This window comes from Mycolicibacterium peregrinum, from assembly GCF_001665625.1.
GTDB lineage: Bacteria > Actinomycetota > Actinomycetes > Mycobacteriales > Mycobacteriaceae > Mycobacterium > Mycobacterium peregrinum_B.
Map to the genome: position 1 here is coordinate 14,296 of NZ_LZSY01000104.1, position 16,244 is coordinate 30,539.

The 16,244-nt window shown below is 66.8% G+C and carries 19 protein-coding genes; 11 read left to right on the forward strand and 8 right to left on the reverse strand.

From position 1 onward, the window contains the following. Positions 1–27: 27 nt before the first annotated feature. The 5 genes from A5779_RS15030 (at position 28) to A5779_RS15050 (ending at position 3,924) form a co-directional block, all read left to right on the forward strand. Entirely contained in the window at positions 28–1,065 is a 1,038-nt protein-coding gene (locus A5779_RS15030; RefSeq protein ID WP_064883173.1) for an EamA family transporter, read from the forward strand. Positions 1,066–1,090: 25 nt separating this feature from the next. Beyond that, on the forward strand, positions 1,091–1,753 hold the full coding sequence (locus A5779_RS15035) for a cutinase family protein (RefSeq protein ID WP_174554289.1): 663 nt from the start codon (positions 1,091–1,093) through the stop codon (positions 1,751–1,753). A 24-nt stretch (positions 1,754–1,777) separates the two neighbouring features. After that, positions 1,778–2,458, forward strand: a complete 681-nt coding sequence (locus tag A5779_RS15040; RefSeq protein WP_064883174.1) for a cutinase family protein — start codon at positions 1,778–1,780, stop codon at positions 2,456–2,458. 75 nt (positions 2,459–2,533) lie between these two features. Continuing rightward, positions 2,534–3,187: a cutinase family protein gene (locus tag A5779_RS15045; protein WP_236734777.1), complete on the forward strand. Its 654-nt coding sequence runs from the start codon at positions 2,534–2,536 to the stop codon at positions 3,185–3,187. A gap of 65 nt (positions 3,188–3,252) precedes the next feature. After that, positions 3,253–3,924: a cutinase family protein gene (locus tag A5779_RS15050; RefSeq protein ID WP_413784920.1), complete on the forward strand. Its 672-nt coding sequence runs from the start codon at positions 3,253–3,255 to the stop codon at positions 3,922–3,924. Between the two features lie 14 nt (positions 3,925–3,938). Here the strand turns inward: A5779_RS15050 and truA are convergent, their stop codons facing one another. The 8 genes from truA to infA form a co-directional block, all read right to left on the reverse strand. Continuing rightward, the gene (gene truA / locus A5779_RS15055) at positions 3,939–4,808 is read right to left on the reverse strand and encodes a tRNA pseudouridine(38-40) synthase TruA (RefSeq protein ID WP_064883178.1); all 870 of its coding nucleotides are present in this window, start codon (positions 4,806–4,808) and stop codon (positions 3,939–3,941) included. A gap of 16 nt (positions 4,809–4,824) precedes the next feature. Further along, positions 4,825–5,391, reverse strand: a complete 567-nt coding sequence (gene rplQ / locus A5779_RS15060; RefSeq protein WP_064883180.1) for a 50S ribosomal protein L17 — start codon at positions 5,389–5,391, stop codon at positions 4,825–4,827. Positions 5,392–5,451: 60 nt separating this feature from the next. Continuing rightward, positions 5,452–6,507 (reverse strand): DNA-directed RNA polymerase subunit alpha, encoded by a 1,056-nt coding sequence (locus A5779_RS15065; RefSeq protein WP_019347690.1) that lies wholly within the window; start codon positions 6,505–6,507, stop codon positions 5,452–5,454. A 100-nt stretch (positions 6,508–6,607) separates the two neighbouring features. Then, positions 6,608–7,213, reverse strand: a complete 606-nt coding sequence (gene rpsD, locus A5779_RS15070) for a 30S ribosomal protein S4 (protein WP_055109864.1) — start codon at positions 7,211–7,213, stop codon at positions 6,608–6,610. A gap of 14 nt (positions 7,214–7,227) precedes the next feature. Continuing rightward, positions 7,228–7,641, reverse strand: a complete 414-nt coding sequence (rpsK, locus tag A5779_RS15075) for a 30S ribosomal protein S11 (RefSeq protein ID WP_004571524.1) — start codon at positions 7,639–7,641, stop codon at positions 7,228–7,230. Between the two features lie 5 nt (positions 7,642–7,646). Beyond that, a complete protein-coding gene (gene rpsM, locus A5779_RS15080; RefSeq protein ID WP_044519236.1) occupies positions 7,647–8,021 on the reverse strand; it encodes a 30S ribosomal protein S13 in 375 nt (124 codons plus the stop codon). Between the two features lie 209 nt (positions 8,022–8,230). Continuing rightward, positions 8,231–8,344 carry a 50S ribosomal protein L36 gene (rpmJ, locus tag A5779_RS33005; protein WP_003879483.1) on the reverse strand — a complete coding sequence of 38 codons (114 nt, stop codon included), beginning with the start codon at positions 8,342–8,344 and terminating at the stop codon, positions 8,231–8,233. Between the two features lie 85 nt (positions 8,345–8,429). Next, on the reverse strand, positions 8,430–8,651 hold the full coding sequence (infA, locus tag A5779_RS15085; RefSeq protein ID WP_003418601.1) for a translation initiation factor IF-1: 222 nt from the start codon (positions 8,649–8,651) through the stop codon (positions 8,430–8,432). Positions 8,652–8,981: 330 nt separating this feature from the next. Between infA and A5779_RS15090 the strand changes: the two genes are divergently transcribed. The 6 genes from A5779_RS15090 (at position 8,982) to A5779_RS15115 (ending at position 16,222) form a co-directional block, all read left to right on the forward strand. Further along, positions 8,982–9,476 (forward strand): NfeD family membrane protein, encoded by a 495-nt coding sequence (locus A5779_RS15090; protein WP_003885407.1) that lies wholly within the window; start codon positions 8,982–8,984, stop codon positions 9,474–9,476. A 57-nt stretch (positions 9,477–9,533) separates the two neighbouring features. Continuing rightward, positions 9,534–11,063, forward strand: a complete 1,530-nt coding sequence (locus A5779_RS15095) for a flotillin family protein (RefSeq protein WP_064883182.1) — start codon at positions 9,534–9,536, stop codon at positions 11,061–11,063. A 36-nt stretch (positions 11,064–11,099) separates the two neighbouring features. Further along, on the forward strand, positions 11,100–12,791 hold the full coding sequence (locus A5779_RS15100; RefSeq protein ID WP_064883185.1) for an NAD(P)/FAD-dependent oxidoreductase: 1,692 nt from the start codon (positions 11,100–11,102) through the stop codon (positions 12,789–12,791). 33 nt (positions 12,792–12,824) lie between these two features. Beyond that, positions 12,825–14,312 (forward strand): ATP-binding protein, encoded by a 1,488-nt coding sequence (locus tag A5779_RS15105; protein WP_064883187.1) that lies wholly within the window; start codon positions 12,825–12,827, stop codon positions 14,310–14,312. A 170-nt stretch (positions 14,313–14,482) separates the two neighbouring features. Continuing rightward, on the forward strand, positions 14,483–15,346 hold the full coding sequence (locus A5779_RS15110) for an LLM class F420-dependent oxidoreductase (RefSeq protein ID WP_064883189.1): 864 nt from the start codon (positions 14,483–14,485) through the stop codon (positions 15,344–15,346). 24 nt (positions 15,347–15,370) lie between these two features. Then, positions 15,371–16,222 (forward strand): LLM class F420-dependent oxidoreductase, encoded by an 852-nt coding sequence (locus A5779_RS15115; RefSeq protein WP_064883191.1) that lies wholly within the window; start codon positions 15,371–15,373, stop codon positions 16,220–16,222. Positions 16,223–16,244: the final 22 nt, after the last annotated feature.

Consider the following 16,244-nt stretch of genomic DNA (forward strand, 5'->3'; position numbering starts at 1 on the left):
CATGACACGTCCCAGGGGGGTGTACCGATGACTGCCGAAGCCCAGCTCGACCGCACGACCGCAGACAACCACTTCCGGCTCGGCCTGCTGTTCGCCGTCAGCTCCGCGCTGGCGTTCGGCTCATCGGGCCCGTTCGCCAAAGCCCTGATGGAGTCCGGCTGGAGCCCCACCGCCGCCGTCACGGCCCGGCTGGCCGGTGGTGCGCTGATGATGGCCGCGTTCGCCGGCGTCGTCCGGCCCGGCTGGATCCGCGAAGTGCTCGGGCACGCCAAGACAGTCATCGGCTACGGCCTGATCCCGATCGCCGGCGCGCAGCTCTGCTACTACAACGCCGTCGCACACCTGTCCGTCGGTGTGGCGCTGCTGCTGGAGTACACCGCCCCGATCCTGGTCGTCGGCTGGGTCTGGGCCACCACCCGGCACCGCCCCAGCGCGCTGACCTTCGGCGGCGTGGCCGTCGCCATCGCCGGCATCGTCCTGGTGCTCGACGTGTTCAGCGGCGCCCAGATCAACCTCGCCGGCGTGAGCTGGGGCCTGGCCGCTGCAGTGTGCGCCGCCTGCTACTTCATGATGTCCAACAAGGCCAGTACCGACGGCGACGGGCTCAGCCCGATCAGCCTGGCTGCCGGTGGTCTGATCATCGGGACCACGGCCGTGGCGCTCCTCGGCGTCGCCGGCGTCATGCCACTGATCTTCACCACCAACCCCGTCACCCTTGCCGGACACACCACTTCGTGGCTGGTGCCGGTGATCGCACTCGGCCTGATCCCCACCGCCCTGGCCTACACGCTCGGCATCGTCGGGATCGCCAAACTCAAGCCGCGCTTTGCCTCCCTGGTCGGGCTCTCCGAGGTGCTGTTCGCGGTCCTCATCGCCTGGGTCATGCTCGGCGAGGCGATGTCGGTGAGCCAGGCGATCGGCGGCGCCGTCGTACTGGTCGGTCTCGCAGTGGCCCGCCAGGGTGACCGCGGCGAGCAGGCGGACCCGGAAGCGCCCACCCAGGTCGAGCGGGCGACCTGGCCCGATATGGCCATGCAGGAGACGTCCGACGGGGCAAACGATTAGCCGCGGCTAACCATTTTGTGTGACTATGTTGCCCGTGAGTCTCCTCCGGAAGTCGGCCCGGGTGGCCGCGATCGTCTCAACCCTGGTCAGCGCAGCTTTTCCGCTGGTATTCGCCGCGCCCGCCACGGCCGAACCATGCTCCGACGTAGAGGTCATCTTCGCCCGCGGGACCAATGACTTGCCCGGACTGGGCCGGCCGGGCCAGGCATTCGCCGACGGGCTGAGCTCCCGACTCGGCGGCCGTACGGTCTCCACCTACGCGGTCAACTACCCGGCCAGCTACGACTTCCTGGCCGCCGCCGACGGCGCCAACGACGCTGCCAACCGTATTGCCACGCTGGCGTCCTCCTGCCCGTCCACCAAGGTCGTACTCGGCGGCTACTCGCAGGGCGCCGCGGTCGTGGACATGCTGGCCGGCATCCCCCCGCTCGGCAACAGGGTCGGAGAGATCGGATCTGCACCGCCGCTCGCAGGCGATCTTGTGCCCCAGGTCGCTGCCGTTGCCGTATTCGGCAACCCGTCGGCGAAATTCGGCATTCCGATCACCTCGTCGGTGTTCGGAGGCAAGGCGATCGACATCTGCAAGGACGGGGATCCCATCTGTTCGCGCGGCCGGAACCCGTTCGCGCACAGCGACTACGTCGGCATGGCAGATCAGGCCGTCAACTTCGTCGCAGGAATCGTCTAGTCAAAACAGACGTTAGGATTTGGTGTGGCCATTGATCTTGTTCGTCGCTGCGCCGTGTTTGCGGCAGCAGCGCTCACCGCTGCTGCTGCCGTCGCCGCACCGGTTCTGGTGCCGTCCTCCACACCCGGGCTCGGCGTAGGTCTGCCTTCGGCCAAAGCCGCGGACTGTCCCGACATCGAGGTGGTATTTGCCCGCGGCACCAACGACACCCCGGGTCTCGGGCGGATCGGCAACGCGTTCGTCAGTTCGCTGCGCAACAAGGTCGGCGGCCGTTCGGTCGGCGCCTACGCGGTGAGTTATCCGGCCAGCTTCGACTTCCTGGCCGCAGCCGGCGGCGCCAACGATGCCTCCGGCCACATCCAGTGGATGGTGGACAACTGCCCCAATACCCGGCTGGTGCTGGGGGGCTACTCCCAGGGCGCCGCGGTGATCGACGTGATCGCTGCCGTTCCGTTCCCGGCCGTCGGCTTCAACGCACCGCTGCCGCCGAACGTCCCGGAGCACGTCGCCGCGGTCGCCGTCTTCGGTAACCCGTCGGCGAAACTCGGTCTGCCGCTGACCTCCAGCCCGGTGTACGGGGGCCGCGCCATCGACCTGTGCAACCCCGGCGATCCGATCTGCGGTGACGGCGACAGCGTTCAGGCACACCGGGCGTATGAAGGCCCGGCCAACGATGCCGCCAACTTCGTCGCCGGACTGTTGTAGGCCGCGTCCGCTACCATCGCTGAGGTGGTCGAACTCCCTGCGACCAGCCACGTAGCCCGACGGCTTCGGCGCTGGATCGGTGTAGCTGTCATTTTCGCGGCGGCCGTTGTCGTCCTGCCCGCCACCGCGGCTGTCGTGCCTGGCTCCGTCGCCGTGGCCAACGCCGCCCCATGCCCTCCGGTCGAGGTCGTCTTCGCCCGTGGCCGTACCGAACCCGCCGGGGTCGGCACTCTCGGGAACGCGTTCGTGAGTGCCCTGCGGTCCAAGTCGAACAAGAACATCGGCGTCTATGCGGTCAAGTATCCGGCCGACAGCGAGGTCGACATCGGCGCCAACGACATGAGCCAGCACATCCAGTACATGATGAACAACTGCCCGGACACCCGATTGGTGATCGGCGGGTATTCGTTGGGCGCCGCAGTCGCCGACGTGGTGCTGGCCGTTCCGTTCACCGGCTTCGGCTTCAAGACTCCGCTGCCCGCAGGTGCCGACGGGCACATCGCCGCGGTCGCTCTGTTCGGCAACGGCGCCGCGTGGGTCGGTCCCATCACGCGCTTCAGCCCGGTCTATGCCGACCGGACCATCGAGTTGTGCCACGGTGCCGACCCGATCTGTAACCCGGCCGATCCCGACACCTGGAAGAACAACTGGCCCGATCACCTGGCGGGCGCCTACATCGACGGCGGGATGGTCAACCAGGCCGCGGATTTCGTGACCGGTCGCATCTGACCGACGTCGACCGTCGCCGGATCGTTGCCTGACTGGCACCTATTCTCGACGTCGTCGTCAATACCATCGAATGCGTGATTGTCCGCCGGATGTTCACCGCGCTCATCACCACCCTGGCCGCCGTCATGACGCCGATGACGGTAGCTCCCAGCATGATTGGCGTTGCCAATGGTGCCGTGTGTCCACCGGCGGAAGTGGTGTTCGCCCGCGGCCGGATGGAACCCCCGGGCCCCGGTCAGGTCGGCACCGCATTCATCAAGACTCTCCGAGCCCTCCGAGGCCCGAACATCAGCTTCTATCCGGTGAATTACCCGGCGGACACCCAGGTTGACGTGGGCGCCAACGACATGAGCCGGCACGTGCAGTGGATGACGCGCAATTGTCCGAGGACCAAGCTCGTGCTGGGCGGTTACTCGTTGGGCGCCGCCGCCACCGACCTGGTTCTGGCCATGCCGGTTTCGGCGTTCACCTTCAACAGTCCGCTGCCGCGTGGCACCGACCGGCACATCGCCGCAGTGGCGCTGTTCGGCAACGGTGCCAACTGGGCAGGCCCGATCACGTTGTTGAACCCCACATATCAGAGTCGGACCATCGACCTGTGCCACAGTGACGACCCGGTCTGCAATCCGAGCAGCCCGTACAACTGGCGGGCCGGCTGGCAGGACCATCTGGCACCCGGCTACATCCGCTCGGGAATGGTGGCGCAGGCAGCCAAGTTTGTCGCCGCCCGGCTCTGAGGCGCCTGAGGTTCTCAGAGCGTACGCAGGTCCCGGGTGACCGTGTTCCGGCCGGCCAGTTCATCATCGGGCGGATAGTCGACCTGAACGAGCGTGAGCCCACGCGCAGGTGCGGCGGCGAAATCGCTGGAGCGGCTCGACTCACCCAGGAGGCCGGCGGTCCAGCCAGCTGAACGCCTGCCCTCCCCGACCGCCAGAATCGCGCCGACCAACGAGCGAACCATGTTCCAGCAGAAGGCATCCGCGGTGACATACGCCGTCACATAGTGCCCGTCACGCATCCACTCCAGCCGCTGCAGGTCACGAATCGTGGTGGCTCCCGGGCGGGGACGGCAGAACGCCGCGAAATCGTTGAGCCCCAACAACTCCCGCGACGCGGCGGCCATCGCGTCTAGATCCAGGGACTTCGACCACGGGGTGACGAACCGCGCCTCGGAAGGCTCAACCCCGTAGGGGGCGAGACTCAACCGGTAGGTGTAGTGCCGGCGCAGTGCCGAGAATCTGGCATCGAAACCCGCAGGCGCCCGGACGATGTCGCGGATCCGGACATCGGTCGGCAACAATCGCGCCAATCGACGCACCAGCGGGGTGAATTCGGCGTCACCCAGGCGGGTGGTGCGCGGATAGGCATGCGCGACGGCATCGACGGGGATGTCGACATGGGCGACCTGACCGGTGGCATGCACCCCGGTGTCGGTACGGCCCGCGGTACGCGTCACCACCGGCGTGCGGAACACCGTCGAGAGTGCCTCGTCGATCACCCCGGCCACGGTGCGCTGACCGATCTGCACCGCCCAGCCCGCGAAATCGGTGCCGTCGTATGCGATATCGAGCCGCAGGCGGACAGAAGCGACATGCCCGCCACCGGAATCGATGGCGGGCATGTCGTTCAATGCCTGGTTAGGACTTGGCTTCATCCTCAGTGACTGCCTCATCGGCGGACGCCTCGTCGGCCGGAGCCTCCTCAGCGACAGTCTCTTCGGTCGCCTCTTCGGTCGCCTCTTCGGTCGCGGCCTCTTCGACAGCGTCCTCAGCGGGAGCCTCAGCCTCGGCAGCCTTGGCCTGCGCGGCGGCCGCACGACGAGCGCGGTCGGCCTCGGAGGTCACGGTCTTCTCCCGCACCAGCTCGATGACAGCCATGGGGGCGTTGTCGCCCTTGCGGTTCTCGACCTTGATGATGCGGGTGTAGCCACCCTCGCGATCGGCGAAGAAGGGGCCGATCTCGGCGAACAGAACGTGCACGACGTCCTTGTCGCGGATCTTCTTCATCACCTCGCGGCGGTTGTGCAGTTCACCCTTGCGGGCGTGGGTGATCAGCTTCTCGGCGTACGGACGCAGCGCCCGGGCCTTCGGTTCGGTCGTCTTGATGCGACCGTGCTCGAACAACGACGTAGCCAGGTTGGCCAGGATCGCCTTCTGGTGTGAGGACGACCCGCCGAGGCGAGCACCCTTGGTGGGCTTGGGCATTGCGACTATCTCCTAAATGGGGCCGGTCCCCGTATCAGGTAGGACCGGGACGGTAATTCTTTAGAGCTGCTCGGTCTCGGCGTAGTCCTGGGTGTCGTCCAGGTCGTAACCGCCGGCATCCGCGGTCCAGGTGCCGGTGGCGGCGTCGTAACCGGCGACCTCGGACGGATCGAACGTAGCCGGGCTGTCCTTGAGCGAGAGACCCAGCTGGTGCAGCTTGATCTTCACCTCGTCGATGGACTTCTGGCCGAAGTTACGGATGTCCAGCAGGTCGGACTCCGTGCGGGCGACGAGCTCGCCCACCGTGTGCACACCCTCGCGCTTGAGGCAGTTGTACGAACGGACGGTCAGGTCCAGATCGTCGATCGGCAGCGCGAAGCTGGCGATGTGGTCTGCCTCGGCCGGCGACGGGCCGATCTCGATGCCCTCGGCCTCGACGTTGAGTTCCCGTGCCAGACCGAACAGCTCGACCAGGGTCTTGCCGGCCGACGCCAGGGCGTCACGCGGGCTGATCGAGTTCTTGGTCTCGACATCGAGAATCAGCTTGTCGAAGTCGGTGCGCTGCTCGACACGCGTGGCCTCCACCTTGTAGGTGACCTTGAGGACCGGCGAGTAGATCGAATCGACCGGGATACGGCCGATCTCAGCGCCCGAGGCCTTGTTCTGCACGGCCGGGACGTAGCCGCGACCGCGCTCGACGACGAGCTCGACCTCCAGCTTGCCCTTGTCGTTGAGTGTGGCGATGTGCATGTCCGGGTTGTGAACCGTCACACCGGCCGGGGGCACGATGTCACCGGCGGTGACGGCACCCGGGCCCTGCTTGCGCAGGTACATGGTGACCGGCTCGTCCTCCTCGGAGGACACGACCAGGCCCTTGAGGTTCAGGATGATGTCGGTGACGTCTTCCTTGACCCCGGGGACGGTGGTGAACTCGTGCAGCACACCGTCGATGCGGATGCTCGTGACCGCTGCGCCCGGAATGGACGACAGCAGCGTGCGCCGCAGCGAGTTACCCAACGTGTAACCGAAACCGGGCTCCAGGGGCTCGATGACGAACTTGGAGCGGTTGTCGGCGAGGGTTTCCTCGGACAGTGTGGGTCGCTGAGAGATCAGCATGGTGTTTCTTCTCCTTCTCGGCACCCGCTATTTGATGCCGTCTGAGATTGACAGTCAGGTGACTGTCAACATTTCGCGGCCTCCGGCCGCGGAAAGGTCATTACTTCGAGTAGAACTCGACGATGAGCTGTTCGGCGAGCGGCACCTGGATCTGCGCGCGCTCGGGCAGCTGGTGGACGAGGATGCGCTGACGCTCCCCGACGACCTGCAGCCACGACGGGATCGGACGCTCACCCGCGGTCTGCCGAGAAAGCTCGAACGGCAGGGTGTTGAGCGACTTCTCCTTGATGTCGATGATGTCGTACTGCGACACCCGGTAGCTCGGGATGTTCACCTTGACACCGTTGACGGTGAAGTGGCCGTGGCTGACCAGCTGACGGGCCATCCGGCGGGTGCGCGCCAGGCCGGCGCGGTACACCACGTTGTCCAGGCGGCTCTCCAGGATCTGGAGCAGGTTCTCGCCGGTCTTACCCGACTGGCGGTTGGCCTCTTCGTAGTACTTGCGGAACTGCTTCTCCAGCACGCCGTAGGTGAAGCGAGCCTTCTGCTTCTCCTGCAGCTGGGTGCGGTATTCGCTCTCCTTGATCCGCGCGCGGCCGTGCTGGCCGGGCGGGTAGGGGCGCTTCTCGAACGACTGGTCTCCACCGATCAGGTCGACGCCGAGGCGGCGCGACTTGCGGGTGGCGGGTCCGGTATAACGAGCCATTTTTCAGATCCTCCCTAGACCCGGCGCCGCTTGGGCGGACGGCAGCCGTTGTGCGGCTGCGGAGTGACGTCGGAAATCGCACCCACCTCGAGGCCGGCGGCCTGCAGCGAGCGGATGGCGGTCTCACGGCCCGAACCCGGACCCTTGACGAACACGTCGACCTTCTTCACGCCGTGCTCCTGCGCCTTGCGGGCAGCGTTCTCGGCGGCCAGCTGTGCGGCGAACGGGGTCGACTTACGCGAACCCTTGAAGCCGACGTGACCCGACGACGCCCAGGCGATGACGTTGCCCTGGGGATCGGTGATCGAGACGATCGTGTTGTTGAACGTGCTCTTGATGTGAGCGGCGCCGTGCGGGACGTTCTTCTTTTCCCGGCGACGGGTGGTCTTACCGCGCTTGGCGCCGGCAGCCTTCTTCGGTGGTGCCATCGGGGTTACCTAGCCTTCTTCTTGCCGGCGATGGTGCGCTTGGGGCCCTTGCGGGTACGCGCGTTGGTCTTGGTGCGCTGCCCACGCACGGGCAGACCACGGCGGTGCCGCAGGCCCTGGTAGCAGCCGATCTCGATCTTGCGGCGAATGTCGGCCTGCACCTCGCGGCGCAGGTCACCCTCAACCTTGAGGTTGCCTTCGATGTAGTCACGCAGAACGGTCACCTGATCGTCGGTCAGGTCCTTCGTGCGCATGTTCTTGTCAATGCCCGTCGCGGCGAGGATCTCGTTCGAACGGGTACGGCCGATGCCGAAAATGTAGGTCAGCGCGATCTCCATGCGCTTGTCGCGCGGAAGATCGACGCCCACGAGGCGTGCCATGTGGCGGTGTTCCTTCTTTTCTGCGGAGGTCTGGTCCCAGCCCGTTCCCTTCAGCCCCTAAGGGCTCTCCGGGGTCCGGCCTCCGTACCGGACGTGGATGAGTGCTCATCTCGTATGAGCGGCGTATCCGCTCAGTGGTGCTGGGAGTTCATCATTCAGTTGTGTTGTGATCCAACGTGGTCGATCAAGGCTCCCGAAGGGAGTCCTGACTAACCCTGCCGCTGCTTGTGGCGGGGATCGCTGCAGATCACCATGACCCGCCCATGCCGGCGGATCACCCTGCACTTATCGCAGATGGGCTTGACGCTCGGGTTCACCTTCACGGCTGTTTCGATCCTTCTGGCTTGTTGGTGTCATGCGCATGCGCACGTCACCGTTCTCGTCGTTACTGGTCGGGCTTCTATCGGGTCACTTGTACCGGTACACGATGCGGCCCCGGGACAGGTCGTAGGGCGAGAGCTCCACCACTACGCGGTCCTCGGGCAGGATGCGGATGTAGTGCTGCCGCATCTTGCCGCTGATGTGGGCCAAGACCTTGTGTCCGTTCTCCAGCTCAATGCGGAACATCGCATTGGGCAGAGGCTCGACCACGCGACCCTCGACCTCGATGGCACCGTCTTTCTTGGCCATACTTTTCGGCGATCCTTGCTTTCGTTTCGTAGCTTCATCAGTCTCAATGCAGCCCGTCATGGTGCTGCAACCGACCAACTTCAAAACGTGAGCCGGATCGAGGCGAAGTTGCAGAAATTCAGCAGTTCCAAGACGGGGCACGCAAAAAGTCGGCGCGATAGTCGCACCGTTGGTCCACAATACCCGCTCGGCGGCCAGTACCAAAATCACGGCTGATCAGCTCCGGCGACCTCGATCTGCCCCGAATATTGGTGCGCCGAGAAGCCACGAATCAAGCGAGAATGGTACGGACTGATCCGCGCACCCGGCGAATGGAGACACGAGCACGTGATGGCTGTGTACCTGGCCGCGTTCGTCGTCGGCGGCATCGCCGTACTGGCCGCCCTGCTGCTCGCCGATGTCGGACACGGCGACGGCATGCCCTTCCTGAGCCTGACCGGCCTGTCGGTCGCCCTACTCGGCGCCGGCACCGGCGGCCTGATCGGCACCTGGCTGGGCCTGGGCACCATCTGGTCCGCGGCCCTGGCCGCGGCCTGCGCGGTCGTGCTGGTGTTCACCCTCAACGGCCTGCTGTTGCCCTACATGCGCCGCCAGCAGTCCAACTCGCACAAGGGCCGGTCCTCTTATGTCGGCCTGCTCGGCACGGTCACCCTCGAAGTCCCGCCGGGCGGCTGGGGCGAGATCTCCTTCGTCGACGCCGACGGCAACCGGGTGTTCTCCCGCGCCAAGAGCGACGAGGCCGACGCCCTGCCCAAGGCGACGCGCGTCTACATCGCGGACATCGATCCGGATTTCGTCCACATCGTCGCAGTTCCAGAAACCTGAGCAGTTCCAGAAACCTGAGCTGCACCCGAGCGCTGCCCCACCGAGAAAGGCACCACAGTGTCCCTGCTGCTCATCGTCGTCCTCGCCGCCATCGCCGCGATCCTCATCCTGGTGGTGCTGCCGTTGATCTACGTCAAGAACTACATCAAGGTGCCGCCCAACGAGGTGGCCGTGTTCACCGGACGCGGCACCCCCAAGGTGGTCCGCGGTGGTGCCCGGTTCCGGATGCCCGGCATCGAGCGGGTGGACATCATGAGCCTCGAACCGTTCAACGTCAGCATCAACCTGCAGAACGCGCTGTCCAACAACGGTGTGCCGGTCAACGTCGAAGCCGTCGGGCTGGTGCGTATCGGCTCGGCCGACGAGGCCGTGCAGACCGCCGTGCAACGCTTCCTGACCTCCGACCTCAACGAGCTGCAGCGCCAGATCAACGAGATCCTGGCCGGCAGCCTGCGCGGCATCACCGCGACCATGACCGTCGAGGACCTCAACTCCAACCGCGACACCCTGGCTCGCAGCGTGGTCGAGGAGGCCGGCGGCGACCTGGCGCGCATCGGCATGGAGGTCGACGTCCTCAAGATCGCCGGCATCTCCGACGCCAACGACTACCTCAAGTCACTGGGCCAGCGGCGGATCGCCGAGGTCAAGCGTGACGCCACCGTCGGTACCGCGGAGGCCGAGCGCGACGCGCAGATCCAGTCGGCAAAGGCCCGCCAAGAGGGCGCCGTCGCCCAGGCCGAGGCCGACACCGCAATCGCGACGGCGACGCAGAAGCGCGACGTCGAGCTGGCCCGGCTGCGCGCGTTGACCGAAGCCGAGAACGCCCAGGCGGACCAGGCGGGCCCGCTGGCGAACGCCCGCGCGCAGAAGGACGTCGGCATCGCGACCGAGCAGGCCGAGGCGGCCCGGGTCCAGGCCCGCATCGAGGTGGAGCAGCGTCGTGCCGAGCAGGCCCAGGCTGCGCTGCAGGCCGACGTGATCGCACCTGCCGAGGCGAAGCGACAGGCCGACATCGCGATCGCCGAAGGCCAGCGCCAGTCCACGATCCTGGCCGCCGAGGCCGCAGCCGAGACCGAGCGGCGCAAGGGTCAGGCCGAGGCCGACGCCCGCAAGGCGGCCGCCGACGCCCTTCGGGTGGAGAAGCAGGCCGAGGCCGACAGCCTGCAGGCCAAGCTCGTCGCCGAGGCCGCCGGTAAGAAGGAGCTGGCCGACGCCCTTCGGGTCGAGCAACAGGCCGAGGCCGCCGGTATCGAAGCCAAATTGCTGGCCGAGGCCAACGGTAAGAAGGAAATCGCCGCGGCGCTCAACGGCTACTCGGCCGAGGCCGCGCGCCTGCTGATGCTTCCCGACGTGCTCGCCTCGGTGGTCAAGGCGACCGAGGCGGCGGCCGCACCCCTGGCCGAGATCGACCGGCTGTCGATCATCGGCGGGTCTGGCGACACCCAGGGCGCGGTCGGGAGCCTGCTCGGCATCAGCCCGCTCGCGGTGGCCAACATCCTGGAGTCGCTCAAGGCCTCGGGCATCGACGTGGCGTCCATGCTCCAGGGGTCCAATGCCACCAATGGGGACAGCGCACACCCGAGCTGAGAAAACTGCTGGCGGCGGGGCGCATAATTGGCAGCGATGACCGGCCCCGCCTCCCAGCCCCGTAAACCCGTAATCCTGACCGTCGACGACGATCCTGCGGTCTCGCGTGCCGTCGCCCGCGATCTGCGCCGCCACTACGGCGAGCGCTACCGGATCGTGCGTGCCGAATCCGGCCCGGACGCCCTGGAGACCCTCAACGAGCTGAAGCTGCGCGGCGACACCGTCGCGGTGTTCGTCGCTGACTACCGGATGCCGCAGATGAGCGGCATCGAATTCCTCGAATCCGCGATGGACCTCTACCCGATGGCCCGGCGGGTGCTGTTGACGGCATATGCCGACACCACCGCCGCGATCGACGCCATCAACGTCGTCGACCTCGACCACTACCTGCTCAAGCCGTGGGATCCGCCCGAGGAGAAGCTGTACCCGGTGATCGACGGCCTGCTGGAGCAGTGGCACACCGTCGGCGACCGGGCCATCCCGCACACCAAGGTGATCGGCCACCAGTGGAGTTCGCGGTCCTGGGAGGTGCGCCAGTTCCTGGCCCGCAACCAGCACACCTTCCGTGCATTCACCACCGACGAGCCGATGGGCCGCCAGCTCCTGGAGGCCGCGGGGCTCGACGGCCTGCAACTTCCCGTGGTGATCACCGAGGGCGGCGAGACGCTGGTCGAACCGAGTGACGGTGAGCTCGCCGACATGCTGGGTCTGTCGACCACCCCATCACTGACCATGTATGACCTCGCGGTGATCGGCGGTGGCCCGGCAGGCCTTGCCGCCGCGGTGTACGGCGCCTCCGAGGGCCTGCGGACGGTGCTGATCGAGGGCACCACCACCGGTGGGCAGGCCGGCCGCAGCTCGCGGATCGAGAACTATCTGGGCTTCCCGACCGGGGTGTCGGGAGCCGAACTGGCCACCTCGGCCCGCAGACAGGCCGAGCGCTTCGGCGCCGAGGTGATCACCACCCGCGAAGCCGTCGCGCTCGACATCGCGGGCGCCGCCCGCACCATCACCTTCGCCGACGGGGAGACCATCGGCGCCCGCGCGGTCATCCTGGCCACCGGCGTCGAGTACCGCCAGCTCCCGGTGCCCGGCTGTTGGACCGATCCCGACAACCCGAACAACTACGTCGGCCGCGGGGTCTACTACGGGGCCTCGGTGTCCGACGCCTCCGAGTGCAAGGGAGAGGACGTCTACATCGTCGGCGGCGCCAACTCCGCCGGGCAGGCCGCGATGTTCATGTCGCGCGAGGCCAAGTCGGTCACGCTGCTGGTGCGCGGACCGTCGCTGGAGGCGTCGATGTCGTTCTACCTGATCCAGCAGATCGAGCAGACGCCGAACATCCACGTCCGCACCTGCACCGAGGTGGTCGGCGCCATCGGTGAGGACGATCATCTGGTGGGGCTTGAGCTGGTGAACAGACAGACCGGCGAGCACGAGGAGGTGCCTGCGACGCGCCTGTGCTGCTTCATCGGCGCGACCCCGCGCACCGACTGGCTCGACGGCGTGGTGGCCCGCGACGACCACGGGTTCATCCTGGCCGGCCCCGACCTGCGCGACGTGTGCGGCTGGGGACTGGAACGTCCGCCACATCACCTGGAAACAAGTGTGCCCGGTGTGTTTGTTGCAGGAGATGTGCGTGCCGAGTCCGCCAAGCGGGTGGCCGCCGCCGTCGGCGAAGGGTCGATGGCGGTCATGCTGGTGCACCGCTACCTGGCAGAAGCGTGATGGCCGGCGAGGCCTGAGGAGTTGAGGACGGATATGGGCGAGACCTGCGTGCGGGACGAACTGAGAACACTGTTCCTGTTCGAGCATTTGTCCGACGGGCAGCTCGACACGTTGTGCCAGGCCGGCAGCATCGAGACGTTCCCGGCAGGCCCGATCGTCACCGAGGGTGATCCGGCGACGTGCTTCTACGTGATGCTCGACGGTGAGTTGGTGATGTCGAAGCGCTCCGGCGGCGTCGACATCCAGACCAACCGCACCTCGATGCGCGGCGTGTACTTCGGCGCCTGGTCGGCCTACATCCCCGGCGAGGAACACGTCTATGAGGCGTCGGTACGCCTGACGAAGCCGTCGCGGGTGTTCGTGCTGGATGCCAATGCCTTCGCGGGGTTCATGCAGTCCCAGTTCCCGATGGCGGTGCACCTGCTGGAGGGACACAAGGTCGGTGGCCGACGGCAGAGCCAGATCATCGGTCAGCGCGAGAAGCTGCTGGCGCTCGGCAACATCACCGCGGGCCTGACTCATCAGCTGAACAACCCGGCGGCGGCCACCGCCCGTGCCGTGGCCGACCTGCGCGAGGGCGTCGGCAAGATGCGGCACAAGCTGGCGATGCTGGCCGACGGCAAGTTCACCCCGCAGGCGCTGCGGATGCTGGTGACCATCCAGGACGAGGTCGCCGAGCAGGTCGCCAAGCACAAGGGGCTGGAGCTCACGGCGCTGGAGACCTCCGATCGCGAGGACGAGATGGGCGACTGGCTCGAGGACCACGACATCGTGGGCGCCTGGGACTATGCCCCGACCTTCGTCGAAGCCGGTCTCGACATCGACTGGCTGGAACGCATCTCGGCGTCCGTCGACGATGCGCTCAAGGACGGGGAGGCGTCGGCGACGCTGCAGGCGGCCCTGGGTTGGCTGAAGTACACCATCGACACCGAACTGCGGATGAACGAGATCGCCGAGGCGAGCAAGCGGATCTCGGCGCTGTTGGCCGGCGCCAAGCAGTATTCGCAGATGGACCGCGGCGACTATCAGAGCGCCGACGTCCACGAACTGCTGCGCAGCACGCTGATGATGTTCGGCGACAAGATCGGCAAGGACAAGCCCGTCAGCCTGTGCAAGGACCTTGACAAGTCGCTGCCCGAATTGCATTGCTACCCAGGCGATCTCAATCAGGTGTGGACAAACATCATCGACAACGCCATCCAGGCGATGGACGGTCACGGAACGCTGACGCTGCGCACGAGCCGGGAGACCGACGAGATGATCCGGGTGGAGATCTGCGACGACGGGCCGGGCATTCCGGCCGAGGACATCAACCGGATCTTCACGCCGTTCTTCACCACCAAGCCGTTCGGCGAGGGCACCGGCCTGGGCTTGGACCTGGCCTGGCGCATCGTGGTGGAAAAGCACCACGGGGATCTGCGGGTGCAGTCCGAGCCGGGTGACACCCGGTTCATCGTGCTGTTGCCGCTGCAGGCGCCGGCGCCCGAGGGCCAGGCCGCGGAGACGCCGGCGTCGGAGTGATGCCGGGCAGATCTGCCGTGCCGGTTCGCCTGTGATTGTCACGCTGGAGTGGCGCTCGCCGTCGAGCGTCACGCTGGTGTGACCAAGGCGGGCGGCGCCGGCCCGGCCAGATCCAGAATCAGCGTGATTCGCCCGGAATAGCCCCCACCCACACACCGGTTGAGACGTTCATGACCCAGACCACGGTGGGCGCCAAGCCCGATCTCGGCACGTTCGGCGCGTTCGGCCACTACCTGCAGTTCCAACAACTGTCGCCCGAGCAGTTACGCGACATCGAGGCCCTGGGTTACGGCGCGATCTGGGCCGGCGGATCACCGCCTGCCGAGCTGGAGTGGATCGACCCGATCCTGGCCGCCACCGACACTTTGCAGCTGGCCACCGGCATCGTGAACATCTGGTCAGCCGACGCCGAGGCAGTGGCAGGATCGTTCCACCGCATCGAGGCGGCCTATCCGGGCCGGTTCCTGCTCGGCATCGGCGTCGGGCACCGTGAGGCGATCGGCGAATACCGCAAACCGCTCGATGCGCTCACCGATTATCTGGACAGGCTCGATGAGTACGGCGTGCCGCGGCACCGCCGCGTGGTGGCCGCGCTCGGACCCAAGGTGCTGCAACTGTCGGCGGCCCGCTCCGCCGGCGCGCACCCGTACCTGACCACCCCGGAACACACCGCGACGGCCCGCGAGTTGATCGGGCCCGCAGCGTTTCTGGCCCCCGAGCACAAGGTGGTGCTGACCACCGATCAGGACAAGGCACGCGCCGTCGGCCGCAAGGCGCTCGACATCTATCTCGGTCTGTCCAACTACCTCAACAACTTCAAACGGCTCGGGTTCACCGACGAGGACCTGGCCAAGCCGGGCAGCGACCGGTTCATCGACGCGGTCGTCGCGCATGGCACGGTGGAGGACGTGGCGGCCCGGCTGCGGCAGCACCGTGATGCGGGCGCCGACCACGTACCTGTGCAAGTGTTGACGTCACCGGACAAACTGGTACCGGCACTGGCCGAACTCGCCGGGCCGCTCGGCCTGGCCTAGAGGACCAGAGAAAAGGACGCTCAGATGACCGAATCGCTCTCACTCAAGCCGGATCTGGGCCGCTACGGCGTGTGGACGTTCGGGGCGGTGCAGCCCGAGCAGGCCGCCGAGGTCGAGAAGCTCGGGTACGGCGCGCTGTGGGTCGGCGGTTCGCCGGCCGCCGATCTGTCTTTCGCCGAACCCATCCTGGAACGCACGCAGACGCTGCAGTTGGCCACCGGCATCGTCAACATCTGGACGGCCGACGCCGCAGCGGTCGCCGAATCGTTCCACCGCATCGAGGCCGCGTATCCGGGCCGGTTCCTGCTCGGGGTCGGGGTCGGGCATCCCGAGCACACCGACGAATACCGCAAGCCCTACGACGCGTTGGTGGAGTACCTCGACGCACTGGACGCGGCCAAGGTGCCGACCAGTCGGCTGGTGATCGCCGCGCTGGGTGACAAAGTGCTGAAGCTGTCGGCACGGCGCAGCGCGGGCGCCCACCCGTACCTCACGACGCCCGAGCACACCGCGCACGCCCGCGACGTGCTGGGCGAGTCGGTGTTCCTGGCGCCTGAGCACAAGGTGGTGCTGAGCACCGACAGCGCGGCAGCCCGTGCGATCGGACGCAAGACCGTCGACTTCTATCTGAACCTGAGCAATTACCTCAACAACTGGCGCCGGTTGGGTTTCACCGAGGACGACATCGCCAAGCCGGGTAGCGACAAGCTGATCGACGCGGTCGTCGCGCACGGAACCGCCGGTGACATTGCCGCGCGCCTGCAGCAACACGTCGCCAACGGTGCCGATCATGTCGCGATCCAGGTTCTCGGCGGTCCGGACAAGCTGATCCCGACGTTGACCGAATTGGCCGGGCCGCTCGGCCTGAAGGGGTAGCCGCACAGTCAGGGCCGACGAT